Origin of the sequence: Pararhizobium polonicum (assembly GCF_001687365.1) — a bacterium.
Taxonomy (GTDB): Bacteria; Pseudomonadota; Alphaproteobacteria; order Rhizobiales; family Rhizobiaceae; genus Pararhizobium; species Pararhizobium polonicum.
Genome location: NZ_LGLV01000007.1, coordinates 122,501 through 148,577, shown reverse-complemented (window position 1 = coordinate 148,577; position 26,077 = coordinate 122,501). Strand labels below are relative to the sequence as shown.

Here is a 26,077-nt window from a genome sequence, read left to right as displayed (position 1 = left end):
CTCCCTCCCCCTTGTGGGGAGGGTTGGGGAGGGGACTTCCTTTTAATAGGTAAAGAACCCCTCCCCTCCGCTTCGCTCCGACCCTCCCCACAAGGGGGAGGGTTAGACCGGGCAAGCCGCACCGACTATGATTGACACAATTTCAAGATATGCCGCATCGATAAGGCGAGCCCTATGACCGAAAAGACCGAAACCGCCCTCTCCTCCGACGTCACCGAAGTGCGCGCGCAAAAGTTGAAGATGCTGCGCGACAAGATCGGCGACGTCTATCCGGCGCATTTCCACCGCACCATCACCAATGCGGAACTGGCCAGCAAATATGAGAGCCTGGAAGCCGATGTGGTGACCGAAGATGTCGTCACCGTCGCCGGCCGAGTCTACTCCTCGCGCAATTCCGGCATGTTCATGGACATCCATGACGCCGGCGGCAAGATCCAGATCTTTTCCCACAAGGACACCACGCCGGAAGAGGCAAGAAACCTTTTGCCGCTGATCGATCTCGGCGACATCATCGGCGTCACCGGTACTGTCCGGCGCACCAAGCGCGGCGAACTGTCGATCAACGCGCATGAGATCACCATGCTGACCAAGTCGCTGCTGCCGATGCCGGAAAAATGGCATGGCCTGTCTGACATCGAACAGCGCTACCGCAAGCGCCATCTCGACATCATGACCAACGAGGAATCCAAGCTCCGCTTCCAGCAGCGCTCGAAAATCGTCTCCGGCATCCGCCGCTTCATGGAAGACGACGGTTTCATGGAAGTCGAAACGCCGATGCTGCATTCGGTCTATGGCGGCGCCACCGCCGAACCTTTCAAGACGCATCACAACACGCTGAAGCTCGACATGTACCTGCGCATCGCACCGGAACTGTTTTTGAAGCGCACGCTGGTGTCGGGCCTCACCGACAAGGTGTTCGAGATCAACCGGAACTTCCGCAACGAAGGCGTCTCCACCCGGCACAATCCCGAATTCACCATGATGGAATGCTACTGGGCCTATGCCGACTACGAGGATATCATGGACCTCGTCGAACGGCTGTTCTCAAAGCTGGCGATGAGCATTCACGGCACGACCGAATTCGCCTTTGGCGACAAGGAAATCTCCTTCAAGGGTCCGTTCAAACGCGTGCCCATGCCCGACGCCGTCAAGGAAGCCACCGGCCTCGACTTCATTGCGATGAAGACCGACGAGGAAGCCCGCACCGCCGCCAAGGCCGCCGGCTTCGAAGTCGAGAAGGACTGGACCTGGGGTGAGTGCCTGGCCTTCATCTTCGAGGAAAAGGTCGAGGGCACGCTGATCCAGCCAAGCCATGTCACGCATTTCCCGAAGGACATTTCGCCCTTCGCCAAGGAAGTGCCCGGCGAGCCGCGTCTGGTCGAGCGTTTCGAGACCTATTGCAATGCCTGGGAACTCGGCAACGCCTTCTCGGAACTGAACGACCCGGAAGAGCAGCGCAAGCGCATGGTCGAGCAGCTGGAACAGGCGCATGCCCGAGGTGAAAAGGACAAGCAGCTGGACGACGAATTCCTCGATGCCATCGACCAGGGCATGCCGCCCGCCGGCGGCCTCGGCATCGGCGTCGATCGCCTGATCATGCTGCTCACCAACGCACCGTCGATCCGCGACATCATCCTCTTCCCGGCCCGCCGCAACAAGGCCGACTGAGACAAAACGACGAACGCGCCATTTTGGAAACAGGATGGCGCGTTCCCATCAGCCGATGGAACTTTTCAGGGTCCTGCGCGTCAATGTCCGCAGAATCTGAAAGGAACCCTTCCATGCTGAAATGGGCGCTCATCTTCCTCGTCATCTCGCTGATTACCGGTTTTCTCGGTTTTTCCGGCGTCTCGGCCGCAACCGCGACGATCGCGCGTGTGCTGTTTGCCATCGCCCTGATCATCTTCCTGATCTTCGTGGTGCTCGCCTTCATCGCCGGCAACGCGGTGCTTTGACAGGACAGCTGCCAACCGTCTTGCCTGGCGCAACCACACACAGGCTCGATCGGAAAATCCGTCAGTGACCGGCAGCTTCTGCCGGTTCGGCTGGTGCAGCCTTGTCACCCCAGACCATTGCCATCATCGAGCCGAAAAACCCTTTTTCATCGGCTTCGACCTCGACCGGTCCCTCGGCAACCTCAATGCTCTCTGCCCCGGATTCCGATCCGGCGGAGCCCGCAGCCTCGGCTGCGGCAACCGGGTCGAAGCAATCGGACCTGTCGTTCATCGCCGTCAGGGTGGTCTGGATATCGTCGGCGGAAAGAACGACGTCGCGGCCGTAGAAAAGACCAACCGTGTTTGCCTTGCCGTCATTATAGCGGGCGACGAAGGGCGCGCTCATCCCCGGCAGTTTGCCCGGGTCTGGCGCAAAAATGACCTCGGCACCGATGGCAGGGCCGCGGCGGTGGGCCCGGTCCAGCGGTCCGGCTTCATCGAGCACGACGACCTGATAGAGATCCGCCTTTTCTTCACTGGCAAGCAGGCCGGTGATGCGCAATGCCGTGCGGACACGATCGACGCCCTCGGCCGAATCCGTGCTGACATATTTGCGGATCCAGCGTTGGCCGTTGCGGCGCATCTTCACGGTCTCGACGGTGGTGCAGGAAAGCCCCGAGACCGAAGGCACTTGCCGTCCGGCGACACGCAGCAAGGCGTCCTTGCCGGAATAGACAGCGAAGGCGCCGGATGCGCCCGACAGCACGACAATGCCGGCGATGAGGAACATCACCTTGCGGGGGAGGCGTATCTTTTTAAAGACCGATGTCACGCGCGACGCTCCGTCATCAGCTTCAACTCCATGGCCTGTCACCGCAGGGCTGCCTATTGTGCTTGAGGCCCCAACCCTATCTTGGCCACGTTTCGGAAAGTTTAAACGTTTGAGCGCTTTCAGACCGATGGCCCGCGGATTTGCCCTGTTTTGGCACTTTGCTCGAAACCGGCCTGCAAAATCGGTTGCTCTTGGCCGCCGCCCCGCTAAAACCGGGGCTCACATCCCGTTCGGCACAAGGACATCTCCGACATCATGGCGCGCATTGGCATAGCAGGGGCAGGCATCATCGGATGCGCCACCGCCGTTCACCTGATCGAGCAGGGACACGAGGTCACGGTGTTTGAAAAGGATATCGGCGGCCTGCCGGCATCCGTCGGAAATGCCGGGATCCTCGCCGTTCCCGAGATCGATCCGCTGGCCCGCCCGGACATGATCCTGTCGGCACCCAAATGGCTGCTCGATCCACTCGGCCCCCTGACCCTGCGCTGGCAGGATCTGCCGGCTCTGACGCCCTGGCTCGTCAACCTGCTGATGGCTGCAACGCCGGCGCGGGTCGAACGCTCGCGCACGGCCCTGCTGGGACTGATGCGCCAAGCGCTCGCCGCCCATGAAGACCTTGCCCGCATGACCGGCCTTTCAGGCCATATGAAAGCGACGGGAGCCCTGACGATCTTCGATACAGACAAAGCCGTCGAGGCCGCTTTCCGCCACGAAAGCGAGAATGCGGCCTTGCTGGGTTATGCGGTCGAAAAACTGAACGCGGCGCAAGCGAGATCCCGCGTATCGGCGCTGGAAGGCAACTTCGCCGGGGGCGTCTTTTCCGCGGGCTACCAGACCTTCCTCGATCCGCTCGCCCTGCTCCGGCATCTCCAGGCCTATGTCCGCCAGCGCGGTACGGTTGTCGATGCCGAGGTGCAGAGCGTCCGGCAGGAGACCAACGGCGTTGCGTTCCTTACCGGGGGGCAGCCGCCTGTCATATTCGACAAGGTGGTGATATCCGCCGGCGTCTGGTCGCGGACACTCGTTCGTGGCCTGGGCATGAAGGTCCTGCTTGAAAACGAACGCGGCTACAACACCACCTTCACCGCTCCGCAGGTGACGCTGGAACTGCCCATCTTCTTCGCCGAGCACGGCTTCGTCGCCACGCCGCTCAGGAATGCCCTTCGGGTCGGCGGCGCGGTGGAACTGGCAAAGCCGGAAGCGCCGGCAAATTTTGCCCGGGCCGCCGCCATGCGCCAGAAGATGCGCCGCTACGTTCCAAGCCTGCCGGAGACCGGCGGCGCGGAATGGATGGGCCGCCGGCCGTCGACACCGGATTCGGTGCCGGTGATCGGCCTTTGCCCGCACGATCCGCGCATCGCGCTCGCCTTCGGCCACGGCCATCTCGGCCTGACGCTGTCGGCCATTACCGGCAAGAAGATCGCAGGGCTTCTGCAAGACGGAGAAACGCCGGATCTCGCACCGTTCGGCATCCAGCGCTTCCAATGACCTGATACGGACGCGGCTGGCTTTCACAGCCGCACCAACTTCTCCCGCTCAAACGGCGGCAGCCTTTCCAAACAACGAAAAGAAGACATCATGCACAAGGTAATTTTTGATACGGACCCCGGCGTCGACGATGCGATGGCCCTGCTGTTCCTGCACAATCACCCGCAGATCGACCTGATCGGCATTACCAGCGTCTTCGGCAATGCCGCGATCGAAACGACGACGCGCAATGCGCTGTATCTGAAGCAGCAATGGGATATCGCCGCCCCCGTCGCCCGCGGACTGGGCGAAACGCTCGATCCCGCACGCCCACATGTCGGCTGGCCGACCGGTATTCATGGCGATGACGGTCTCGGCAATATCGGCGCACCGGCAACCGTCGATCTGCCCTGCGACCCCCGCCCCGCCCATCGCTTCATTATCGACACCGTGCGCGAAAATCCCGGCGAAGTGACCATCGTCGCCGTCGGCCGCATGACCAACCTGGCGCGGGCGCTGCGCGACGATCCGGATATCGCCGTGCTCGTCAAGGAGATCGTCATCATGGGCGGCGCCTTCGATATGCGCGGAAATATCACGCCGGCCGCCGAGGCCAATATCCATGGCGATCCGGAAGCCGCCGATGCCGTGATGACGGCGCCCTGGCCCGTCGTCGTCGTCGGGCTCGACGTGACCGAACAGACCGTGATGACACGCAAGCGGCTGGCTGACATCGTCGCTGCCGGCGGCGCGCGCGCAAAGCTGCTCTCCGACATCTCGCAATTCTACATCGATTTCTACGAGCAGCATGTCGAGGATGGCATGGTGGTGCATGACAGCTGCGCCTGCGTCTATGTCGTGGCGCCCGAACTCTTCACACTGCGCAGCGGTGCGATCCGCGTCGTCTGCGGCGGTATCGCCGATGGCCAGACCATCCAGAAGGCTGATGATCACCTGTTTCCGCCGAACGCCTGGGACAACCTGCCAAGCCAGAATGTCTGCGTCGGCATCGACGCCGAAGGTGTCCTTGATCTCATCTCGAAGACGCTGGGGCTGAACCCGGCAGCCTGAGCCGGTAAAAATTCATCGCGATAGCTGGCAGCCGGACGATTGCCAGCTATCTTCGTTTCCATGAAACCGGAAACGCTGCTTTATCCGACGCCCAAGGGTCTCTATTGCGAGAAGGGCGGGTTCTATATCGATCCTGTCCAGCCCGTCGAAAGAGCGCTGGTCACGCACGGACATGCCGACCATGCGCGGGCCGGCCATACCCACGTACTGGCAACGCGCGAGACGCTGGACATCATGCGCATCCGCTACGGCGATGCGTTCTGTGTCAGCGCGCAGGAAGCCGTACTCGGCGCCAGAACCGCCATCGGCGATGTCAGCGTCAGTTTTCACCCCGCCGGTCATGTCCTGGGTTCGGCACAGATCGCCGTCGAGGCCGGTGGTACGCGCATCGTCGTTTCAGGCGACTACAAGCGTCGGCGCGACCCGACCTGCCTCTCCTTCGAGCCGGTTGTCTGCGATGTCTTCATCACCGAGGCGACTTTTGGCTTGCCCGTCTTTCATCATCCCGACGATCGGGGCGAAATCGCCAAGCTACTGACCTCGCTCAGGCAATTCCCCGAACGCACTCACCTGGTCGGCGCCTATGCCCTTGGCAAGGCCCAGCGTGTCATCGCGCTCCTGCGTGAAGCAGGGTATGACGAACCCATCTTCATCCATGGCGCCCTGACGAAGCTCTGTGATTATTATGAGAGCGAAGGCATAGACCTTGGCGATATCCGGCCTGCCACGCTTGATACGAAGGACAAGCAATCCTTCGCAGGCGCCGTCGTCATCGGCCCGCCGTCTGCCTTCGCCGACAAATGGGCGCGGCGCTTTCCCGACCCCGTATCCATCTTTGCCTCCGGCTGGATGCTGGTGCGCCAGCGCGCCAAGCAGCGCGGCGTCGAACTGCCGATGATCATCTCGGATCACTGTGACTGGCCGGAGCTGACCGGAACTATCGGCGAGATCGGGCCAGGCGAGGTCTGGGTGACCCATGGCCGCGAGGAAGCATTGGTGCGCTGGTGCGAATTGCAGGGCATCGCCGCACGGCCGCTGCATCTCGTCGGCTATGATGACGAGGGAGAATAGCCTTGCGCGCCTTCGCCGAACTGCTCGACCGTCTGGTCCTCACCCCGCAGCGCAATGCCAAGATCATGCTGATGGCGGATTATTTTCGAAACACGCCCGATCCCGATCGCGGCTATGCGCTCGCTGCCATCGCCGGCACACTGACGCTCAAGACCGTGAAGCCGAACGTGCTGAGGCAACTGGTGCTGGAGCGGATGGACGAGGTACTGTTCCGCTATTCCTATGATTATGTCGGCGATCTCGCCGAAACGATTTCGCTGGTCTGGGAGAGACCGCCCGGCGGCGAGATGCCCCTGCCGGATCTCTCGCTCAGTACCGTCATGCACCGGCTGGAGACGGCAGGGCGGGCGGATGTCCATGGCCTCGTCCGCAACCTGCTCGACCAGCTCGAAGGATCGAGCCGCTTCGCGTTTCTGAAACTCATCACCGGCGGCCTGCGCATCGGTGTATCGGCGCGGCTGGTGAAACAGGCGCTGGCCGACATGGGCAATGTCGATATCACCGAAATCGAAACGCTCTGGCACGGCCTGTCACCGCCCTATACCGCGCTTTTCCCGTGGCTAGACGGCAAGGCGGACAAGCCGGAACTGGATATGCCGGCGGTTTTCCACGCCGTCATGCTGGCAACGCCGGTGGGCGACAACGATCTTGCTTCGCTCGACCCGAAGGACTTTGCCGCCGAATGGAAATGGGACGGCATTCGCGTGCAGCTGGCCAACCTGGCGGGCACACGCAGGCTCTATTCACGCAGCGGCGACGATATATCCGCGGCCTTTCCCGATATCCTCGAAGCGGCCGATTTCGAAGGCATCATCGACGGCGAACTGCTGGTCGGCGGCACCATGCGCACCAACCTTGCCACCCGCACCTTTTCGGACCTGCAACAGCGGCTGAACCGCAAAACCGTGACGCGCAAGATGCTGGAGGACTATCCCGCCTTCATCCGCGGCTACGATCTGCTGTTTTCCGGCAGGCGCGATATCCGGCCGGAGAGCTTTCTCACTCGGCGCGCGGAGCTTTCCGCCCTGATCGACAAGGCCGCCCCCTCGCATTTCGACCTGTCGCCGCTTGTCCCTTTCTCCAGCTGGGAGGAACTCGACCGCCTGCGCACCGATCCGCCCGATCCGGTGATCGAAGGCATCATGCTGAAACGGTTGGATTCGCCCTATACGTCCGGTCGATCGAAGGGACCCTGGTTCAAGTGGAAGCGCGAGCCCTACAATGTCGACGCAGTGCTGATGTATGCCCAGCGCGGACACGGCAAGCGGTCGAGCTACTATTCCGACTTCACCTTCGGCGTCTGGACGGAAAGCGACGGCAGGCAGGTGCTGGTGCCGGTCGGCAAAGCCTATTTCGGTTTTACCGACGCGGAGCTCGAAGTGCTCGATCGTTACGTCCGCAACAATACGGTCGAGCGGTTCGGCCCGGTTCGCTCCATCCGCGCCGAAGCAGACCACGGCTTCGTGGTCGAGGTTGCCTTCGAGGGCATCAATTTTTCCAGCCGGCACAAATCCGGCGTCGCCATGCGCTTTCCGCGCATATCGCGGCTGCGGACCGACAAGCTGCCACGGGACGCCGACAGGCTCGAAACGCTGCTTGCGATGATCGGGCCGGCTTGAGGGCAATTCAAGCCGGCTCCGGGGAACCAATCCGGCGGACGATTGTTTAACAGGCAGCATCCGGCTGAAGGAGAAAGACGATGCCTGCAAAATCCCAAGCCCAGCAGAAAGCCGCCGGTGCCGCCCTGTCGGCAAAGCGCGGCGAGACGAAGAAATCGGACCTCAAGGGTGCTTCCAGGAGCATGGAGAAATCCATGTCGGAGAAGGAACTGAAGGACCTCGCGGAAACCAGCCGCAAGACACTGCCCGAAAGGGTCAAGCCGAGATAGGCCGCATGCCAGTCGCCTGCGGCTTGCCCCGCCCCATCTTTTAAATGATTCGCGTCGACGAAGGTTGGCGGGGCAACAACATCGGACCGATTGCCACCGTCGCACAACCTGACACAGAGATATCCGTGTATCGATTTGTTTCCATGATCGGCATTTTTGTATTTTAGAATTTCCTATTTGTGTCGCGATTTCAACCGGACATGTCTGAAAGGCAAAACGGCCGGGGCCGCCGCTCAAGGGCGCACAACGAAATGTGAGAATAGCGGCGCCCATAGGGCTTCTTGCGTAGAATATTCTTCCACAAATTGCCGATATCGCCCCCTTCGACGGCCTGTTCCCGCCCATTTCGCGGACACACGGCACCCGCAACAGCATTTCTGCAATGTTTCCAATCGTGCCCCTCCTCAAAAAACAGGGATGATTTCTCGAAGATTGCAGTCAGCTTTCGTTAGTGGATCGATGCGCTTCTCTTATCTCCCGAAACGAAAACGCAAAGGATTCGAAATGGTTGGAGCGATATCAAGCACCTCACTCCTGACGACGCTGAGCACCGGCAATTCGAGCAGCAGCTCAAGCAGTGCACAGATTGCATCCCTGGAAGCACAGCTTCAGGCCAAGCAGACGGAACTGGAAGAAGCCAGGACCGACGACGACAAGGCGGAAATAACCGAGGCGATCGCCGAGCTGCAGGCGAAGATCAAGGCACTGGAAGCCGCAGACGCGCGCAAGGCCCAGGCCCAGCAGACGGCGGCATCGAATGGCCAAAGTGGCCAGGAAGAGCCGGCATCGCTCGTTGGCACCCGCAACTTCCAGGATGGCGACCCATTCGGCAAACGCGAAGCCTGGGTCTGAGCGGTCTCCACCCCGGGGGATGCATGACGCAGCCCCGCAATCGTCACCATGAGCGGCATCGCACGACCTCGGCAATGATTGCCGGGCGCCTGTTGCTCATGCACGGTCCGTACCAATACGCACCTGCGGGAAACAATTCGACACCGGGCCGACAAACGCCAGACATATGCAGCCTTTAATGGGTCAGGCTGTCTCTGCAGGTCGCGTTCATGATACTGGCTGGAGGAAATTTGCCACCGGCATGGATTTTCCGTCCGCACGGAAAAATTTTTTCCACCCCTTGAAATCACAGACGCGACATCCAAGCCGTGGCACTTGGGAAACACTAAAGCTGGGGATATTCTTTTTCAGCCCCATCTTTGCAATTGTTCCCTCGCATGCGGCGCGGAAAATGTTAAAGACGAAAAAAGTGAATCGTTTGTTACCGGGACGTCATGTTTCGGATGGGGACCCAGATGAAAATTGTAAAAGCGCTCCTTCCCTTGAGTCTGCTCCTTCTCTCCGGCTGCGTGGTCGGCCCCGACTATCAGGCTCCGAACGCGGCTCTGCCGGCAAAATTCTCGCAAGGCGGGCATGCGGAAGCCAGTGATGTTACGCTCACCCCGTGGTGGGAAGCCTTCCGCGACAAGAAGCTGAACAGCCTCGTCGCCCAGGGCCTCGGCGAAAACCTTGACGTCCAGCAATCGATCGAGCGCATCATGGAAGCGCGCGCCAACGTCATCATCGCCGGTGCCGGCGGCCTGCCGCAGATCAGCGCCAGCGGATCGGGGAGCATTGCCGGCCAGGACGGCTCCTATCCCCGCAACAGCAGCGGCAGAAGCCACAGCGAAACCAAGACGATCGGCGGCGGCGGCGACGCATCCTGGCTGGTCGACCTGTTCGGCCAGTATCGGCGCGCCAAGGAATCGGCAAACGCCTCGCTTGACGCCGCTTACGCTGACGTCAATGTCGCCCGCCTTGCCTACCTGTCCGACCTGACGACCTCCTACATCCAGGCCCGCTACAATCAGGAAGCGCTGGCCCTGCAGCAGAAGAGCCTTGCCTCACGGCGCGAAACGCTCAAGCTGACCAATGACATCAAGGCTGCCGGCGCGGCCTCCAGCCTCGACGTCGTCCAGGCAGAGGGCCTCGTCAACTCGACACTGGCGGAACTGCCCGGTTACCAGACCGGCTTCAACCAGGCAGCCAACCACATTGCCACCCTGCTCGGTCTGCCGGCGACATCGGTCACCGCCGGCCTGATCAAGGGTTCGTCGCAGCCCTCGCCGCGATACAACACGAAAATCGGCGTTCCGGCCGATCTCGTGCGCAATCGTCCCGACATCCGCAAGGCCGAACGCCTGCTGGCGGCTGCCACCGCTTCTATCGGCGTTGCCGAAGCGCAGCTTTATCCGAGCCTCAGCCTGAGCGGCACAATCGACGGTTCGCGGATTGTTGCTTCCGCTGCCAGCGGCGGCCTCAGCAGCTGGTCGTTCGGCCCCAGCCTCAACCTGCCGATCTTCAACGGCGGCCGGTTGAAGGCCAATGTCGATGTCGCCAAGTCCGGCGCGCAGCAGCAGTATCTCGCCTGGAAGCAGACCGTTCTGAACGCGGTCGAAGAGGTCGAGAACTCGCTCGTCGCGCTTCGCAACAATTACCAGACCGTTGCAGCACTGCGCAAAGTGGTCGATTCCTACGAGCAGGCATTGGGCCTGGCGCGTGAAAGCTACAAGGGCGGCGCCACATCGCTGCTCGACGTCCTCGACGCAGAACGTTCGCTCGCGTCCTCGCGCATCTCGCTTGCATCCGGCATCCGCGATCTGGCCAACAACTACGTCACTCTGAACGTCGCCCTCGGCGGCGGCGGTGCCATCGAAGCGGCCGGTCAGTAAGCGACAGACAATACGCCCGTTGTATCGGCGGGCGTAGACAGGAATAAAAATCATGCGCGGCGGATTTCGGTCCGGCCGCGCATATTTTTTGCGCCCTCCCTTGAGGCCGCGGCATCTGTCGGTGCTCGAAACTGATGATGCGGTAAAATACGGACGAGATCGAACGGACGTCTACCGGGCCCACTACGCTGTCAGCAGGCACGTGCGCCGACCGTCAACATCCCCTCCTGTCCCGGGAAGGCCAGCGCGGTTTCGCAGCACCGAGGACCCGCCACCTTGAAAAGACAAATTGGACTTGGCCCTATGTGTGCTGGCGGCTGGAAGGCCGCCTTGTTCTCGTCAATCCTGTATCTCAATGCACAACGGCAGGCATACGGTCTGCAGCAAACCACCCTCCGGGCGATTGACGATGGTAATCGTGCCGCCATGGTTCTCGATGATCTCGCGCGAAATGGCGAGCCCGAGACCAGCCCCCGGCACGAGCTGCCGGCGGGCCTGATCAACGCGGAAGAACGGCTCGAACACGCGATCGAGCAGATTTTGCGGAATACCGGGACCGCTGTCCATAATGGTCAAAACGGCGTCAGTGCCGGTGCTGGAAAGCGAGATATGCGCACCCTGCCCATGGGTCGCGGCATTGACCACCAGATTGCGCACGGCGCGCTTCAGTGCGAAGGGCGCCCCCTTGACCGACGCCTGCATGATCGATCCCTCCTCGACCGGCAGATCCGTTTCACGGACCTCCTCGGCGACGGAACGCAAAATCGCGTCCAGCGGCACCTGTTCCCGCGCGGCAGGGCTCACCTCCTCGCGCACCAGCCGGATCGCACTGTCGGCGATATGATCGAGTTCGTCGAGATCCTTCAGCCAGGATTGCCGGTCGTCTCCGTCACCGACGAATTCGGCGCGAAGGCGCATCCGCGTCATCGGCGTGCGCATATCGTGCCCCGCAGCCGCAATCATCCGCATCCGGCTGGAAACCGCGGCGTTCAGGCGCGTGGCCAGCCGGTTGATGGTCTTTGCCGTCGTGCGCACCTCCATCGGCCCGGTTTCCGGCAATTCCGGGATGATGCCGTCGGGGCGGATCTTGGCGATCGTCTCATCGAGAATGCGCAAAGGCCGCATCATCACGTTGCTGACGTAAATCGAGACGCCGGCCATGCCGATCGCCACCAGCGCCAGATAGGCCGCAAGCGGCAGATAGGGGAACGGTCCGGGTCCGGGGAAATCGAGATAGGCCCAGCGCGCGCCGCCGAGCTCAACAGCCATATCCTGGCGATGCTTGTTGAAGCTCTTGAGCACGACGACATTGGCTGTATACCCTTGGCGGCGGCCCTCATTCTGAAGGTTGTCCGTCCTCTGCCGGTCGATACGGCTCTCCTCGGGTTTTCCCAGGATCTGGATATGCATGGTCTCGGCTGCCGACGGATCGGCGCGCAGCAGCAGAAAGGCAAGCTCGGCCTTTTCCGCAAGAGCACGATCGAACATCGCTTCCGACGGCCGGCGCAGGAGCTGCGCTGTGACGAAGGCGGCAATCACCAGCACCAGAATGACGGAAATGACCAGCAGCACCGTAAACCGCGTGCGCAGTGATAACATCGCTAGTTGCTCCGCTCGACCGGAACCGCGAGCTGATAGCCTTTGTTGCGCACCGTTTTCAGCATGGAAAAGACACTGGCATCGCCAAGCTTGCGGCGCAGGCGGCTGACCAGAATATCGATCGAGCGGTCGAAGGGATCGGCGGTCCGCCCCTGTGTCAGGTCGAGCAGCGACTCCCGCGACAGGACCCGGCCCGGGCGCTGGAGAAAGACCATCAGCAACTCGAACTCGCCGCCGGTCAGATCGACGGCGCTCCCGTCCGGCGCCAGCAGAGTGCGGCTTTCTATATCGGCGACGTAATTTGCAAAGACATATTGACGGCTGCCGGCAGGTTGCGGCTCGCTGCGGCCGCGCCGCAGCACGGCCCGGATGCGCGCGGCCAGTTCCCGGGGGTTGAACGGCTTGCCCAGATAGTCGTCGGCGCCGAATTCCAGGCCGATGATCCTGTCGACATCTTCCTTCAGCGCCGTCAGCAGGATGATGGACAGCTGCGGCATCCGCCCGCGCAGCGCGCGGCAGAGATCGAGGCCGGACCCGTCCGGCAGCATGACGTCGAGAACCAGCAGATCGATCTTCAGCTCGGCCAGCTTGCTTTCGCATTCCCCCTTGCTGCCGGCCAGGCTGACGCGGAAGCCCTGCCCGTCCAGATATTTTCCAAGCAGACGGCGAATCTCGGGATCGTCGTCAACGACGAGAATGTGCGGTATCGTATCCATGGCGCATTTATACCAGCAGCACGCCAAAACGCACACGGCCCGCCCGTTGCCCTCAGCCGTTTTCGGTGTCGAAACATTTCCGGCTACAGCCCGCATACATTTCGTTACAAAAATCATGCCCGAATATTTCCAAACACAACGTTCGCGGCGTGCACAACGGTTTCATCCGCAGACTGTGGCTTCGCCGCACACCGGGCAACGAATTGCCGCAGTCCGTCATTTTTATCGTCGTTGCGGGTTGGCATCGCGGCCGAAAGCAGACATAAAAACACTGTGCCCTTGCACCGTTTCGCGGTGCGCTTCGGGCACCGGTCGCGGCGCGCAAATGCTGCGGCCTTCGCGAACCCCTCGTGGTTCTTTTCAGTCGGAAAACTTTAAGGAAACGGGCACATAGAGATCGCAGCGACATTGCTTCTGATTCTGGTTCTTGCACCTTTTGCAGGGAGCCTCGTTGCAATCTGCATTCCGGCGCACAAGGGCACCGCAAGCGCCTGGTTATCCGGATCGATTGCCTTGCTCTGCCTTGCGATATCGGCAGGCCTCTACCCCATCGTCGCGTCCGACAAGGTGCTTCGCTACGATGTGAGCTGGCTTCCCGAGCTGGGACTCAACTTCTCGCTGCGCATGGACGGCTTTGCCTGGATGTTTGCCAGCCTGGTCACGGCGATCGGCCTGCTCGTCGTCATCTACGCGCGCTACTACATGTCCTCCAGCGATCCGGTGCCGCGGTTCTTTGCACTGTTCCTCGCTTTCATGGGCGCGATGCTCGGTGTGGTTCTCTCCGGCAATCTGATTCTTTTGGCGATCTTCTGGGAACTGACCAGCATCATCTCCTTCCTGCTGATCGGCTACTGGCACCACAACGCCAATGCCCGCGACGGCGCGCGCATGGCGCTGACGGTCACCGGCACCGGCGGCCTGTGCATGTTTGTTGGCCTGATGCTGATCGGCCATATCGTCGGCAGCTACGACCTCGATGTCGTGCTCAACTCCGGCGACCTGATTCGCAACGATCCGCTCTACACTACCGTATTGATCCTCATCCTGCTCGGAGCGCTCACCAAGAGCGCCCAGTTCCCCTTCCACTTCTGGCTGCCGCATGCCATGGCCGCGCCAACGCCGGTCTCGGCCTATCTCCACTCCGCCACCCTCGTCAAAGCCGGCGTCTTCCTTCTGACCCGCCTCTGGCCGGTCATGGCGGGCACCGACCAGTGGTTCTGGATCGTCGGCCTCGCCGGTCTCAGCACGCTGTTGCTCGGCGCCTATTTCGCGATCTTCCAGCAGGACCTGAAGGGTTTGCTCGCCTATTCGACGATCAGCCATCTCGGCCTCATCACCGTGCTGCTCAGCCTCGGCAGCCCGCTGGCGGCGGTCGCGGCGATCTTCCACACCATGAACCACGCAACGTTCAAGGCCTCGCTTTTCATGGCGGCGGGCATCATCGACCATGAAACCGGCACGCGCGACATGCGGCGGCTGAGCGGCCTGTTCAAATATATGCCGATCACGGCGACGCTTGCGATGGTTGCCAGCGCCTCCATGGCTGGCGTCCCGTTGCTGAACGGCTTCCTGTCGAAGGAAATGTTCTTCGCCGAGGCGATCGAGACACACAGATACAATATCCTCGATACGATCACGCCTTATGTCGCGACGCTCGCCAGCATGTTCTCCGTCACCTATTCGCTGCGCTTCATCTACAGCGTGTTCTTCGGTCCGCCGCCGCTTGACCTGCCGAAAACACCGCACGAGCCGCCGCACTGGATGCTGGCACCGATCTATTTTCTCGTCTTCTCCTGCCTCGTCGTCGGCGTCATCCCGACGCTCACCATCGGTCCTTTCCTGCATACGGCGGTCCAATCGGTGCTCGGCGATGCCACGCCGGTCTATAGCCTGGCCGTCTGGCACGGCTGGAACCTGCCGCTGTACATGAGCCTGATCGCGCTTGCCGGCGGCGGCGGGCTGTTCCTGATCATGAGGCCCTATCTCGCCACCAGCACCGAGGGGCCACCCTTCTTCCGCCGTCTGGAGGGGCAGCGCATCTTCGAGCGCGTGCTCGTTACCCTGTCGTGGAAATGGGCGCGCTCGATCGAGATGCGCGCCGGCACCCGCCGCCTGCAGCCGCAGATGCGCATCCTCGTTGCCGTTGCCGTGATAGCCGGCGCGGTTACGCTGCTGTCACAGGGTTTCAAGCCGGCAACGATCGCCTTCCGCAGCATCGATCCGGCCTTCGCGCTGATCTGGCTGATCGGCATGGTCTGCGCCGTCGGCGCTGCCTACCAGGCCAAATTCCACCGCCTGGCGGCCCTCGTGCTGCTCGGCGGCGCCGGGCTTGTCACCTGCCTCACGTTCGTCTGGCTTTCGGCACCGGACCTTGCAGTCACCCAATTGCTCGTCGAGATCGTCACGACGGTTCTCATCCTGCTCGGCCTGCGCTGGCTGCCCAAGCGGATCGAGGACCCCAACGGCCCGGAAATGATGACGATCTCCACGCGCCTGCGCCGCCTGCGCGATCTCGCCACCGCGCTCTTTGCCGGTCTCGGCATGATGCTCGTGTCCTATACGATGATGAGCCGCGAATTGCCGGAGACGATTTCGAGCTATTTCCTCGAACGCGCCTATGGCGAAGGCGGCGGCACCAATGTCGTCAACGTCATCCTCGTCGATTTCCGCGGCTTCGATACGCTTGGCGAAATCGCCGTGCTGTGCATCGTCGCACTGACCGTATTCGCGCTTCTGCTGCGCTTCCGCCCGGCCATCGAAAGCCTTGAGGCGCCCGAACAGCAGCGTGTGCAGAATGCGTTCGACGACGATCATCCGGACCGCAAGAAGGGCGACAGCATCGCCGAATACCTGCTCGTTCCCTCCGTCATCATGCGCTGGATGTTTCCGGTTATCGGCATGCTGGCCGCCTTCCTGTTCTTCCGCGGCCACGATCTTCCGGGCGGCGGCTTTGCGGCCGGCATCGCCATGTCGATCGCCTTCATCCTGCAATACATGGCCGGCGGTACCCGCTGGGTCGAGGAGCGCCTTCGTATCCATCCCCTGCGCTGGATGGCCATCGGCCTGCTTGTCGCTACAGTGACCGGCCTCGGGTCCTGGGTCTTCGGCTATCCGTTCCTGACCTCATATGCGCAATATGTCACCCTGCCGGTCATCGGCAAGATTCCCTTGGCAACCGCCATCCTGTTCGATCTGGGTGTCTTCTCGCTGGTGCTTGGCGCCACCGTGCTGATCCTGATCGCCCTTGCCCACCAGTCGGTGCGTGCGCCACGCGCCCTGATCCGGGCGGCGAAGCTGGCTGCGAAGGAAAACGCATAATGGAACTCGTTCTCTCCGCAGGCATCGGCGTTCTGACCGCTTCCGGCGTCTGGCTCCTGTTCCGGCCGCGCACCTATCAGGTCATCATCGGCCTGTCGCTGCTCTCCTATGCCGTCAATCTCTTCATCTTCGGCATGGGGCGGCTCAGGGTCAACGCACCGCCGGTACTCGAGACCGGCGGCACCGGTGGCCTGCTGACCCATACGGATCCCATTCCCCAGGCTCTGGTGCTGACCGCCATCGTCATCGGCTTTGCCATGACGGCCCTCTTTCTCGTCGTTCTGCTTGCCTCGCGCGGCTTTACCGGTACCGACCATGTGGACGGCAGGGAGTAGCGCGGCATGAACTGGTCCCATCACCTGATCATCCTGCCGATCCTGCTGCCGTTGATCACGGCTGCCAGCCTGATCCCGCTTGATGAGCGCAACCGGACACTGAAGGGCGTAATCGGCTTTGCCTCCACCATGGTGGTCTTCCTGGTCGGCATCTTCCTCATGCGGGTCGCGGCCTCCACGGAGGGCGAATCCGGCGCCAGCGTCTACCTGCTCGGCAATTGGCCCGCACCCTTCGGCATCGTCCTGGTGCTCGACCGGCTGTCGGCCCTGATGCTCGTGCTCACCTCCGTCCTTGCACTTGCGACGCAGGTGTTCTCGATGGCGAAATGGCACCGGGCCGGCTATCATTTCCATTCGCTGTTCCAGCTGATGCTGGCCGGACTGAACGGCGCCTTCCTGACCGGCGACCTGTTCAACCTGTTCGTTTTCTTCGAAATGATGCTGGCTGCATCCTATGGCCTGCTGTTGCACGGTTCGGGGCCGATGCGGGTCAAGGCGGGCTTGCACTATATCGCCGTCAACCTTGCCGCCTCCTCGCTGTTCTTGATCGGCGTCAGCCTGATCTATGGCGCGACCGGCACGCTGAACATGGCCGACCTCGCCTTGAAGATTTCCGCCATCGGCCCGGAACGCCGCATGCTGATGGAGGCAGGCGCCGCTCTTCTCGGCATCGCCTTCCTCGTCAAGGCCGGCATGTGGCCGCTCGGCTTCTGGCTGCCTGCCACCTATTCCGCCGCCACACCGCCGGTCGCTGCGATCTTTGCCATTCTCACCAAGGTCGGCATCTACATCATTCTTCGCCTTTCGATGCTCCTGTTCGGCAGCGATGCCGGAGCTTCTCTCGGCTTCGGACAGGCCGTCCTGCTCTACGGCGGCCTGCTGACCATCGGCTTCGGGGCGATCGGCGTTCTGGCCTCGCAGGCCATGGGCCGGCTTGCGGGCTATTGCGTGCTGGTCTCGTCCGGCACGCTGATGGCGGCGATCGGTCTCGGAAACGGCGCGGTCATCGGCGGCGCACTGTTCTATCTGGTCAGCTCGACACTGACGATCTGCGCCTTCTTCCTGCTGATCGAGCTGGTGGAGCGCGCCCGCGACGCGGGTGCGGACGTTCTGGCCGTGACGATGGAAGCCTATGGCGATGTCGACGAGAACGAGGAGGAAAAGGAAGGCGGCGTTGCCGTGCCCGGGACCATGGCCGTTCTCGGCCTGTGCTTCTGCACCTGCGCCATCCTCCTGTCCGGCCTGCCACCGCTGTCGGGGTTCCTCGCCAAATTCGCCATGCTGCACGGATTGTTCAATCCCGGCAGCTTTGGCGGCGATGCACCGGTCTCCGGGCCGGAATGGACCTATACGGCCCTGCTCATCCTGTCAGGTCTTGCCGCCATGATCGCGATGAACCGCGTCGGCATCCGCACCTTCTGGACGTCGATCGAAGGCACCATTCCGCGCGTCTTCCTGATCGAGATCACCCCGGTTCTTCTGCTGCTCGTCGCCTGCCTCTTTCTCAGCCTCCAGGCCGGCCCGGCCATGCGCTACATGGATGCAACGGCCAAATCGCTTGGCGAGCCGCAAAACTACATCGGACGGGTGATGTCGGCACCGCGCGCCGGCACCGCGGGAGGACAATAGACCATGCGCTACTGGTTTCCCTACCCGCTCCTGTCCCTGTCCCTGCTTACCCTGTGGCTGCTCATCAACCAATCACTGTCGCCGGGCCATATCGTGCTCGGCTCCATCCTTGGCATTGCCTTGGCCTGGGCCATGGTCAACCTCCAGCCCCACAAGACCCGGCTGAAGAAACTCAGCCGCATCGCCGTGCTGGCGGGACACGTCACCATCGACGTCATGCGCTCCAACATCGCCGTGATGCGCGTGATCCTGCGCAGTGGGACACGTCCGGTGAAATCCGGCTTCGTGGCGATCGATATCAGCCTGCGGGACGAAAATGCGCTGGCGGTGCTTGTCTGCATCCTGACCGCGACACCGGGAACCGCCTGGCTCGAATTCGACCGGCAGACCGGCGTGCTGCTCATTCATGTGCTCGATATTGAAGACGGCCAGCCCTGGGCAGAGCTGATCAGGACCCGTTACGAAGCCCCGCTGAAGGAGATATTCGAATGAGCGAGCTCTCCATCATCTGGTCGATCCTCGCCTCGCAGGTGCTGCTCGGCCTGGCCATGGCATGCGCCCTGTTTCGCGTCGTCCGCGGCCCCCGCGCGCAGGACCGTATTCTCGGCCTCGATGCGCTCTATATCAATGCAATGCTGCTTTTGCTGACATTCGGGGTCCGAACGGCCAATTCGATCTACTTCGAAGCGGCCCTGATCATAGCCCTGCTCGGCTTCGTGTCATCGATCGCTTTTGCGAAATTCCTGATGCGCGGCGAGGTGATCGAATGAACCATCTGACCGACCTTCCGGCCTGGGCGGCGATCCCGGTCTGTATCCTTCTCCTTGCGGGATCGGCGATCACGCTTGTCGGTTCGATCGGGATGATCCGGCTGAAGACTTTCTACGGCCGCCTGCACGCGCCCACAATCGGTGCCAGCGCCGGAACGATCCTGATCTGCCTTGCCTCGATGATCACCTTCGCGGTGCTTCAGAACCGCTGGATCTTCCATGAAGTCCTGATCATCGTCTTCGTCATCCTGACGACGCCGGTGACGCTGATGCTGCTCGGCCAATCGGCGCTTTACCGCGACCGGATCGAAGGAAAAGACGACGTGCCACGCAAGGCAGCCGGCGAAGAGCCGGACAGCGCGGGCCTGGATATCTGAGACTTTTACAGCCCGTCGCGACCGCGAAAGCGGCGCTGGTAGGCGGCATCGTAGAGCGAACTCTCGCGAAAACCGGTGGCGCTGAGTGTGCGACCGACAAAGATCAGCGCCGTGCGCTCGATCGGGTCGGCTGCAACTTGGGCTTCGATATCGCCAAGCGTTCCCCGGACCACCCGCTCATCCGGCCAGGATGCCTTGACGACGATGGCGACCGGGCAATCCGCGCCATAGAGCGGCGTCACTTCCTCGACCACCTGACCGAGCGCATGAATGGCAAGATGGATCGCCAGCGTCGCACCGGTCGCGCCGAAGCCGGCCAACGTCTCGGCATTCGGCATCGGCGATGCGCGGCCCGAGACCCGCGTCAGAACGAGGCTCTGGGCGACGGCGGGAATGGTCAGTTCCCGGCCAAGCGTTGCGGCGGCAGCGGCGAACGCCGGCACACCGGGCGTCATCGTATAATCCAGACCATGCTTTTCCAGCCGGCGGATCTGCTCGGCAACCGCGCTCCAGACCGAGAGATCGCCGGAATGCAGCCGCGCGACATCCTGTCCGGCCTCAGCCGCCTTGACATACTCGGCTTCGATTTCATCCAGCGACAGGGGTGCCGTATCGACGATGCGCGCACCGTCCGGGCAATATTGCAGCAATTCCGGCGAGACGATCGAACCGGCATAGAGACAGACCGGGCAGCGGGCGATCAGATCGCGGCCGCGCACGGTGATCAGGTCTGCGGCCCCCGGGCCGGCACCGATGAAATGGACGGTCATGCTGCTTCCTCTTACAATTCCGAAATCACGGTTTTACCCATGACCACTGCGTGACCGGCATGGCGGGACGCCAGCCTGTCATCGCCCCCACGGGAGAGGCACGGGCGATATCGATGCGAATGAGCGAACCACCCAGCCGGGCATGATGCTCCAGCAGCAGCGCTTCCATCTGCGTCGTCACGGCATTGGCCACCAGCCGGCCACTGGACGCAAGCGCTGCGATCACTGTAGCCATCACGCCCTCTTCACTGCCGCCACCGCCGATAAAGACCGCGTCAGGGCGTGGCAATCCGGCCAGCGCGGCGGGCGCCGCGCCCTGCACAACAACCAATCCCGGCACGCCGAAACGGGCGGCATTCCGCTTGATCCGCTCCGCGCGCTCAGTAGAGCCTTCAATGGCAATCGCCTTCATGGCCGGGTCGCACAGCATCCATTCGATGCCGATCGACCCGGATCCCGCGCCGATATCCCACAGCAGTTCGCCCCGGCGCGGTGCCAGCGCCGACAGGGTCAGCGCCCGAACTTCCCGCTTGGTGATCTGGCCGTCATGCTCGAACAGCCCATCATCCAGCCCCCTGCCCAGCGGCAGAACCCGCGCATCGATTGCGGCAACGACATCGATGGCGCAGACATTGAGTGGATTGATACCAGCAAGAGAAAAATCCGAAGCCGTCTGCGAGGTTATCCGCTCCTGGGCGCCACCCAGGGCCTCGAGAACAATCAATCTGGATTGCCCGAACCCGTTTTCGGCAAGAAGTGCTGCAAGTGCGGCCGGACCGTGCTCATCGGAGGTCAGCGCCAGAATGCGGTTACCCGGCTGCAGATACGGCCGGATCAGATCGAGAGGGCGGCCGTGCAGGGAAACCGTCACCGTGTCCTGCAGCGCCCATCCGAGACGGGAGGCTGCCAGACTGAAGGACGACGGCGCCGGAAGCACGCGCATCTGCGAACGATCGATATGCCGCGCCAGCGTCACCCCGACACCGAAGAAGAACGGATCGCCCGAGGCAAGCACGACGACCGGCATTCCCCGAAATGCGATCACTGCTTCGACGGAGCGCTCGAACGGGCTCAGCCAGCTGTGCTGTTCACCTGCGATCAGCGGCGCGGCAAGCGCCAGATGACGCGTGCCTCCAAAGACAGCCGCGGCACCGGCGATGCAGCGCTTGGCCTCGTCGCCGAGACCCGCTAAACCGTCTTCACCGAGGCCAATGATCGTCAGCCAAGGTGCAATGCTACCGGCAGAAAAGGCCTGACCGTCATCCATGGGCAAACACCGTATCCTGATCCTCGGCGGCACGACCGAAGCGCGGCAACTGGCCACCGCTCTGTCGCGGCGCGCGGATTGCGATCTGCTGCTCTCGCTTGCCGGACGGACGGCCGAGCCCATGGCCCAGCCCGTTCCTGTACGCAGCGGCGGCTTTGGCGGCAGCCGGGGGCTTGCCGAATTTCTCAAAGGTGGAAATTTCAATCTTCTGATCGATGCGACGCATCCGTTCGCAGCGCAAATTTCGCGCAACGCCACCCTGGCTGCGGCTGAAACCGGCATTCCGTTTTTCGCGCTGCGCCGTCCCGCCTGGAACCGGGAGCCAGGTGACCGCTGGACGAGCGTTGACTCGATCATCGATGCAGTCGGCGCGCTCGGCGACAGGCCGAAACGGGTTTTCCTGACCATCGGGCGGCAGGAGGCGTTCCATTTCGAAAACGCGCCGCAGCATCATTACATCATCCGCAGCGTCGATCCGGTGACGCCGCCGCTCGGTGTTCCCGATGCGCATTACATCCTCGCCACCGGTCCGTTCGAGGAAGCAGCCGAACGCGTGCTCCTGACGGAAAACCGGATCGACGTGATCGTCGCCAAGAACAGCGGCGGGATCGCCACCTATGGCAAGATCAGGGCCGCGCGGGCGCTGGATATCGCTGTGATCATGGTCGAGCGTCGGCAACCGGCTGATGTCCGCACGGTCGATACCATCGGGGAAGCGCTCAGCCTTGTCGATCACCTTTTCTCCCCGGACATAAAGCGCGGCGTGTAGACGAGATCAGGCCTGCCCGGACGCTCGACGATCCGGGTTTCCGGCGAGCCGATAATCACGCAGGTCGCCATATCGGCCTTCTGGGCATCCGCATCCCCGAGCGGCATGACCAGCATGCGCTCGTCGGGGCGGCCGGCCGCGCGGCCGAAGATCACCGGCGTTTCAGCGGGCAGGACGGTGCGCAGGATATCGAAGGCCTCGCCAAGCTGCCATGGCCGCGCCTTGCTGATGGGGTTGTAAAGCGCGATCACCAGACCGGCCTCCGCCACCAGCTTCAGACGACGGGTGATCACATCCCAGGGCTTCAGATTGTCCGAAAGGGAGATGGCGCAGAAATCATGCCCCAGCGGCGCACCGATGCGGGCGGCAACGGCGAGCATCGCTGTGACGCCCGGCACGATGACGAGATCGACAGTCCGCCATTCGTCCGGCCCGTTGTCGATCGCCTCGCAAACAGCGGCCGCCATGGCGAAGACGCCGGGATCGCCGCCGGAGACGACGCAGACATGGGCGCCGGAAGTCGCGCGAACGAGCGCGGCCTGAGCGCGGTCCAGCTCTTCCCGGTTGTCGGAGGCGATGCGGTTCTGGTCCGGACGCAGCGACAAACGATCGAGATAGGGACCATAACCGAGGAAATCGGTCGACTTCGACACGGCATCGACCGCTTCCGGGGTCATCTGCTGCGGCCCGCCGGGACCGGTGCCGATCACATACAGGGTACCGCTCATGGCCTGCCCTTCCAGCCGGGCACCAGCACCAGCGAAAAATAGGGCGCGACATCGTCGGCCTTCTCGGCCAGCGGGATCATCGCGGAATTCGCCATCGTGCCGCGTTCGACATAGAGGGCCTGGTCAAGCTTGCCGGCAGCAACCAGCGCCCGGCGGATCTTCGGCAGATTGCGGCCGACCTTCATGATCACGGCAGCCTCGGTATCGCCAAGACGACGGACAAGCTGGTCTTCGGCCATGGTGCCGGGAAGCACCGAGAGAACATCGTCGCCCTGAACGATCGGCAGGCCGGCCAGCGACCAGCAGCCGGACATGGCGGTGATGCCCGGAACGACCTCGACCGGGAAACGGCCGGCCAGCCGCACATGCAGATGCATGTAGGAGCCGTAGAACATCGGATCGCCCTCGCTCAGGATGGCAACCGTGCGTCCTGCCTCCAGATGTTCGGCAACGGCAGCCGCCGAGGCATCGTAGAAGCCGGTGATCTGGCTCTTGTAGTCGTCATGATCCTTGTCGATCTCGACCGTCACCGGATAGTAGAGCGGCAACTCCAGGAGACCCGGCTTCAGCAATCCATCGACGACGGCACGTCCATTGCCCCGCCGTCCTTCCTTGGCGAAATAGGCGAGCACATCGGCTGCCTCCAGCGCCCGGACCGCCTTGAGGGTCAGAAGCTCCGGATCGCCCGGACCGGTGCCGACACCGATCAGCCTGCCTGCGGAAGCGGCGCTCAAAGGCCCGGCCTCGCCAGCGAATTGACGGCAGCTGCCGTCATGGCGCTGCCGCCGAGACGGCCGCGCACGATGGCATAGGGCACACCATAGGAATTTTCCGCCAGCGCATCCTTGGATTCCGCCGCACCGACGAAGCCGACCGGCATGCCGATGATCGCTGCCGGTTTCGGGGCACCATCGCGCAGCAGTTCCAGCAGATAGAAAAGTGCCGTCGGCGCGTTGCCGATGGCAACCACGGATCCGGCCAGGCGATCGATCCAGAGTTTCAGCGCCGCCGCCGAGCGGGTATTGCCGATCTCGCGGGCGATCGCGGCAGTCTGCGGGTCGCGCAATGTGCAGATCACCTCGTTATCGGCCGGAAGGCGGGCACGCGTGATGCCATGCGAGACCATGAAGGCATCGCAGAACACCGGCGCACCGCCTTTCAGGGCCTGACGCGCCGCCGGAACGAAACCGGGCGAGAATTCGAAATATTGCGCCGCTTCGACCAATCCGCACGCATGCACCATGCGGACAGCCAGATCGGACTCTTCCTCGGAAAAACGGGATAGATCGGCTTCGCTGCGAATAATGGCAAACGAGCGTTCGTAGATGGCATCGCCATCCCGGATGTAATCGTATTCAGGCATCTCTATCCCTGTTGAACCGCGGTTGTGATCACATCCGCTCCAAGCCGTGTAAGGCAGGACCGTGCCGATTCGCCAGCCCGTTTCCCGCCGGACACCAGCGTATCGAGATGTTCCATCGCGGTTCTTATCTTGTTTTCTTCGATGTAGGCGTTTGGCGCAGCCGAGGCAGGGCCATTTACGACAAGGCCGTAGCCTATTGGCGCAGCCGTGATCGTCAGCGCCGCGGCGGACGGTTTCGCACAGCCCTTGGCGCAGCCGGAGACATGAACCGTCAACGATCCGTCGAGCAGCGCCGGCGCATTGCCGATGATGGTTTGCGCCACCGCTCTCGTATCGATCAAGGCAGAAGCACAGGCGCCGATACCGGCACAGACGGCAATGTAGTTTCGCGGATCGCGCGGGAAGGCCCGCAAGCCATGCCCGAGCGCCAGTGCCTGCGCGGCAGCAACTCTGTCTGCCGCAATTCCGAGCACCATCAACGCATGACCGGGCGCCAGACGGATTTCGGCCGCGCCGAGAATGTCCAGCGCTTCAAGAAACGCCCGAAGGGACGTCGCGTGGATTTGCCCGAATGCGAGGCCGACACCCAAAACCATCCGGCCCGCGCCGAGATCATGGATACCTGCGGAATTCGGCGCAGGCTCCAAGGGCTCGATTGCATCGGGGGCAACCGTCGAGGCGAGGCTGGCCCTCAAAGCCACCACGTCGATATCCCGGGCGCGAGCGGCCGGGCCGATCGAGGCAAGGTTTTCGAGAATATGCATCACCGCCGGGACGACAGCCGTTTCCTCCAGGGCAGCGATCCGGACGGCCGTTGCCTCCGTACCGGCAAGAGCCAACAGCCAGAGCACCTTTCCCTCGGCGTGGACCGCACGCAGGCGAATGTCGGCCGTCACCTCGCCGAGATGCAGCTGGCCGCCACCATCGACAATGAGAGACAGTTTCGGCGCGAGAGCAAGAGGCGGCCGATATGCCGCCACGACTGTGCGAAGCCGCTCTGCAAGAGCAACAGGATCGGCAATTTGCGAGGCGTCCAGCCCGGCCAGAGGCGGCGTTTCGATCGCAAGGCCTTCCGCGATCGCGATCCCTGCATCGGCGATCTTTTCAGCCAGAAGCGGCACCGTTTCCGCCGCCAGCCCGCGGATCTGCAGGTTTCCCCGCGCCGTGATTTCAAGGATGCCGTTTCCGCACAGCGCGGCCGCATCCGCGATCGCCATCAGTTCGCCCAGCCTGAATCCCGGCCTGGCAGACCGCAGGCGGACCAGCAGACCATCGCCCGTCATCATCGGCGCAGCCAATGACGGGCAGGCTCCGCGGCGCATCGCTGATCGATGTGCCGGATCTGTCGATCCCTCAAATGGTGCAGCACAGAACGTCATGGCGGGTGGTAGGCCATCCTCGGGTTTCAAAGGCACAATCACGTGCGCCGGGCAAATACGCCGGGCCA

The 26,077-nt window shown here is 62.5% G+C and carries 25 protein-coding genes; 16 read left to right on the top strand and 9 right to left on the bottom strand.

Features of this window, described 5'->3' with window-relative positions; genetic code table 11:
• The first annotated feature begins 174 nt into the window (after window positions 1-174).
• Both lysS and ADU59_RS11565 read left to right on the top strand, forming a co-directional pair.
• On the top strand, window positions 175-1,668 hold the full coding sequence (gene lysS, locus ADU59_RS11570; RefSeq protein ID WP_068954281.1) for a lysine--tRNA ligase: 1,494 nt from the start codon (window positions 175-177) through the stop codon (window positions 1,666-1,668).
• 113 nt (window positions 1,669-1,781) lie between these two features.
• Window positions 1,782-1,955 carry a DUF1328 domain-containing protein gene (locus ADU59_RS11565; protein WP_068954280.1) on the top strand — a complete coding sequence of 58 codons (174 nt, stop codon included), beginning with the start codon at window positions 1,782-1,784 and terminating at the stop codon, window positions 1,953-1,955.
• Window positions 1,956-2,016: 61 nt separating this feature from the next.
• Here the strand turns inward: ADU59_RS11565 and ADU59_RS11560 are convergent, their stop codons facing one another.
• Window positions 2,017-2,766, bottom strand: a complete 750-nt coding sequence (locus ADU59_RS11560) for a hypothetical protein (RefSeq protein WP_244506408.1) — start codon at window positions 2,764-2,766, stop codon at window positions 2,017-2,019.
• Window positions 2,767-3,021: 255 nt separating this feature from the next.
• Between ADU59_RS11560 and ADU59_RS11555 the strand changes: the two genes are divergently transcribed.
• From ADU59_RS11555 to ADU59_RS11525, 7 genes are all read left to right on the top strand, one after another.
• Window positions 3,022-4,257, top strand: a complete 1,236-nt coding sequence (locus tag ADU59_RS11555) for an NAD(P)/FAD-dependent oxidoreductase (RefSeq protein WP_068954278.1) — start codon at window positions 3,022-3,024, stop codon at window positions 4,255-4,257.
• Window positions 4,258-4,347: 90 nt separating this feature from the next.
• The gene (locus ADU59_RS11550) at window positions 4,348-5,307 is read left to right on the top strand and encodes a nucleoside hydrolase (protein WP_068954277.1); all 960 of its coding nucleotides are present in this window, start codon (window positions 4,348-4,350) and stop codon (window positions 5,305-5,307) included.
• Window positions 5,308-5,367: 60 nt separating this feature from the next.
• Window positions 5,368-6,378, top strand: a complete 1,011-nt coding sequence (locus tag ADU59_RS11545; protein ID WP_068954276.1) for a ligase-associated DNA damage response exonuclease — start codon at window positions 5,368-5,370, stop codon at window positions 6,376-6,378.
• A 2-nt stretch (window positions 6,379-6,380) separates the two neighbouring features.
• Window positions 6,381-7,997, top strand: a complete 1,617-nt coding sequence (locus ADU59_RS11540) for a cisplatin damage response ATP-dependent DNA ligase (protein ID WP_068954275.1) — start codon at window positions 6,381-6,383, stop codon at window positions 7,995-7,997.
• 80 nt (window positions 7,998-8,077) lie between these two features.
• Window positions 8,078-8,266 carry a DUF3008 family protein gene (locus ADU59_RS11535; RefSeq protein WP_068954274.1) on the top strand — a complete coding sequence of 63 codons (189 nt, stop codon included), beginning with the start codon at window positions 8,078-8,080 and terminating at the stop codon, window positions 8,264-8,266.
• A gap of 504 nt (window positions 8,267-8,770) precedes the next feature.
• Window positions 8,771-9,118: a FlxA-like family protein gene (locus ADU59_RS11530; RefSeq protein WP_068954273.1), complete on the top strand. Its 348-nt coding sequence runs from the start codon at window positions 8,771-8,773 to the stop codon at window positions 9,116-9,118.
• A gap of 455 nt (window positions 9,119-9,573) precedes the next feature.
• Window positions 9,574-10,989, top strand: a complete 1,416-nt coding sequence (locus ADU59_RS11525; RefSeq protein WP_068954532.1) for an efflux transporter outer membrane subunit — start codon at window positions 9,574-9,576, stop codon at window positions 10,987-10,989.
• 339 nt (window positions 10,990-11,328) lie between these two features.
• On the opposite strand, the gene ADU59_RS11520 is transcribed toward ADU59_RS11525, so the two are convergent.
• Both ADU59_RS11520 and ADU59_RS11515 read right to left on the bottom strand, forming a co-directional pair.
• A complete protein-coding gene (locus ADU59_RS11520; RefSeq protein ID WP_068954272.1) occupies window positions 11,329-12,588 on the bottom strand; it encodes an ATP-binding protein in 1,260 nt (419 codons plus the stop codon).
• 2 nt (window positions 12,589-12,590) lie between these two features.
• Complete coding sequence (locus ADU59_RS11515) at window positions 12,591-13,304, bottom strand: response regulator (protein ID WP_068954271.1); 714 nt, start codon at window positions 13,302-13,304, stop codon at window positions 12,591-12,593.
• 390 nt (window positions 13,305-13,694) lie between these two features.
• On the opposite strand from ADU59_RS11515, the gene ADU59_RS11510 reads away from it, so the two are divergent.
• The 6 genes from ADU59_RS11510 to mnhG are packed head-to-tail and all read left to right on the top strand — an operon-like array spanning window position 13,695 to window position 19,733.
• Entirely contained in the window at window positions 13,695-16,622 is a 2,928-nt protein-coding gene (locus ADU59_RS11510) for a monovalent cation/H+ antiporter subunit A (protein ID WP_099050805.1), read from the top strand.
• Window positions 16,622-16,957, top strand: a complete 336-nt coding sequence (locus ADU59_RS11505; protein WP_068954269.1) for a Na+/H+ antiporter subunit C — start codon at window positions 16,622-16,624, stop codon at window positions 16,955-16,957. The genes ADU59_RS11510 and ADU59_RS11505 overlap by 1 nt, the downstream gene beginning before the upstream one ends.
• 6 nt (window positions 16,958-16,963) lie before the next feature.
• Window positions 16,964-18,586, top strand: coding sequence for a monovalent cation/H+ antiporter subunit D (locus tag ADU59_RS11500; protein ID WP_068954268.1), 1,623 nt, complete (start codon window positions 16,964-16,966; stop codon window positions 18,584-18,586).
• A gap of 3 nt (window positions 18,587-18,589) precedes the next feature.
• The gene (locus tag ADU59_RS11495) at window positions 18,590-19,078 is read left to right on the top strand and encodes a Na+/H+ antiporter subunit E (RefSeq protein WP_068954267.1); all 489 of its coding nucleotides are present in this window, start codon (window positions 18,590-18,592) and stop codon (window positions 19,076-19,078) included.
• Window positions 19,075-19,356 carry a K+/H+ antiporter subunit F gene (locus tag ADU59_RS11490; protein ID WP_068954266.1) on the top strand — a complete coding sequence of 94 codons (282 nt, stop codon included), beginning with the start codon at window positions 19,075-19,077 and terminating at the stop codon, window positions 19,354-19,356. The genes ADU59_RS11495 and ADU59_RS11490 overlap by 4 nt, the downstream gene beginning before the upstream one ends.
• Complete coding sequence (gene mnhG / locus ADU59_RS11485) at window positions 19,353-19,733, top strand: monovalent cation/H(+) antiporter subunit G (RefSeq protein ID WP_068954265.1); 381 nt, start codon at window positions 19,353-19,355, stop codon at window positions 19,731-19,733. Before ADU59_RS11490 ends, mnhG begins: the two co-directional genes overlap by 4 nt.
• Before the next feature lie 5 nt (window positions 19,734-19,738).
• On the opposite strand, the gene cobM is transcribed toward mnhG, so the two are convergent.
• Window positions 19,739-20,503 carry a precorrin-4 C(11)-methyltransferase gene (cobM, locus tag ADU59_RS11480; RefSeq protein WP_068954264.1) on the bottom strand — a complete coding sequence of 255 codons (765 nt, stop codon included), beginning with the start codon at window positions 20,501-20,503 and terminating at the stop codon, window positions 19,739-19,741.
• Window positions 20,504-20,528: 25 nt separating this feature from the next.
• Window positions 20,529-21,770 carry a bifunctional cobalt-precorrin-7 (C(5))-methyltransferase/cobalt-precorrin-6B (C(15))-methyltransferase gene (locus ADU59_RS11475; RefSeq protein WP_068954263.1) on the bottom strand — a complete coding sequence of 414 codons (1,242 nt, stop codon included), beginning with the start codon at window positions 21,768-21,770 and terminating at the stop codon, window positions 20,529-20,531.
• Here ADU59_RS11475 and ADU59_RS11470 point away from each other — a divergent pair.
• Window positions 21,769-22,539 carry a cobalt-precorrin-6A reductase gene (locus tag ADU59_RS11470; protein WP_068954262.1) on the top strand — a complete coding sequence of 257 codons (771 nt, stop codon included), beginning with the start codon at window positions 21,769-21,771 and terminating at the stop codon, window positions 22,537-22,539. The two genes, ADU59_RS11475 and ADU59_RS11470, sit on opposite strands and share 2 nt — an antisense overlap.
• Here the strand turns inward: ADU59_RS11470 and ADU59_RS11465 are convergent.
• The 4 genes from ADU59_RS11465 to cobG are packed head-to-tail and all read right to left on the bottom strand — an operon-like array spanning window position 22,503 to window position 26,009.
• Window positions 22,503-23,267, bottom strand: coding sequence for a precorrin-3B C(17)-methyltransferase (locus tag ADU59_RS11465; RefSeq protein ID WP_068954261.1), 765 nt, complete (start codon window positions 23,265-23,267; stop codon window positions 22,503-22,505). The two genes, ADU59_RS11470 and ADU59_RS11465, sit on opposite strands and share 37 nt — an antisense overlap.
• A complete protein-coding gene (locus tag ADU59_RS11460) occupies window positions 23,264-24,001 on the bottom strand; it encodes a precorrin-2 C(20)-methyltransferase (RefSeq protein WP_068954260.1) in 738 nt (245 codons plus the stop codon). The genes ADU59_RS11465 and ADU59_RS11460 overlap by 4 nt, the downstream gene beginning before the upstream one ends.
• Window positions 23,998-24,630 carry a precorrin-8X methylmutase gene (locus ADU59_RS11455; protein ID WP_068954259.1) on the bottom strand — a complete coding sequence of 211 codons (633 nt, stop codon included), beginning with the start codon at window positions 24,628-24,630 and terminating at the stop codon, window positions 23,998-24,000. Before ADU59_RS11455 ends, ADU59_RS11460 begins: the two co-directional genes overlap by 4 nt.
• 2 nt (window positions 24,631-24,632) lie before the next feature.
• Window positions 24,633-26,009 (bottom strand): precorrin-3B synthase, encoded by a 1,377-nt coding sequence (cobG, locus tag ADU59_RS11450; protein ID WP_068954258.1) that lies wholly within the window; start codon window positions 26,007-26,009, stop codon window positions 24,633-24,635.
• Window positions 26,010-26,077 lie beyond the last annotated feature (68 nt).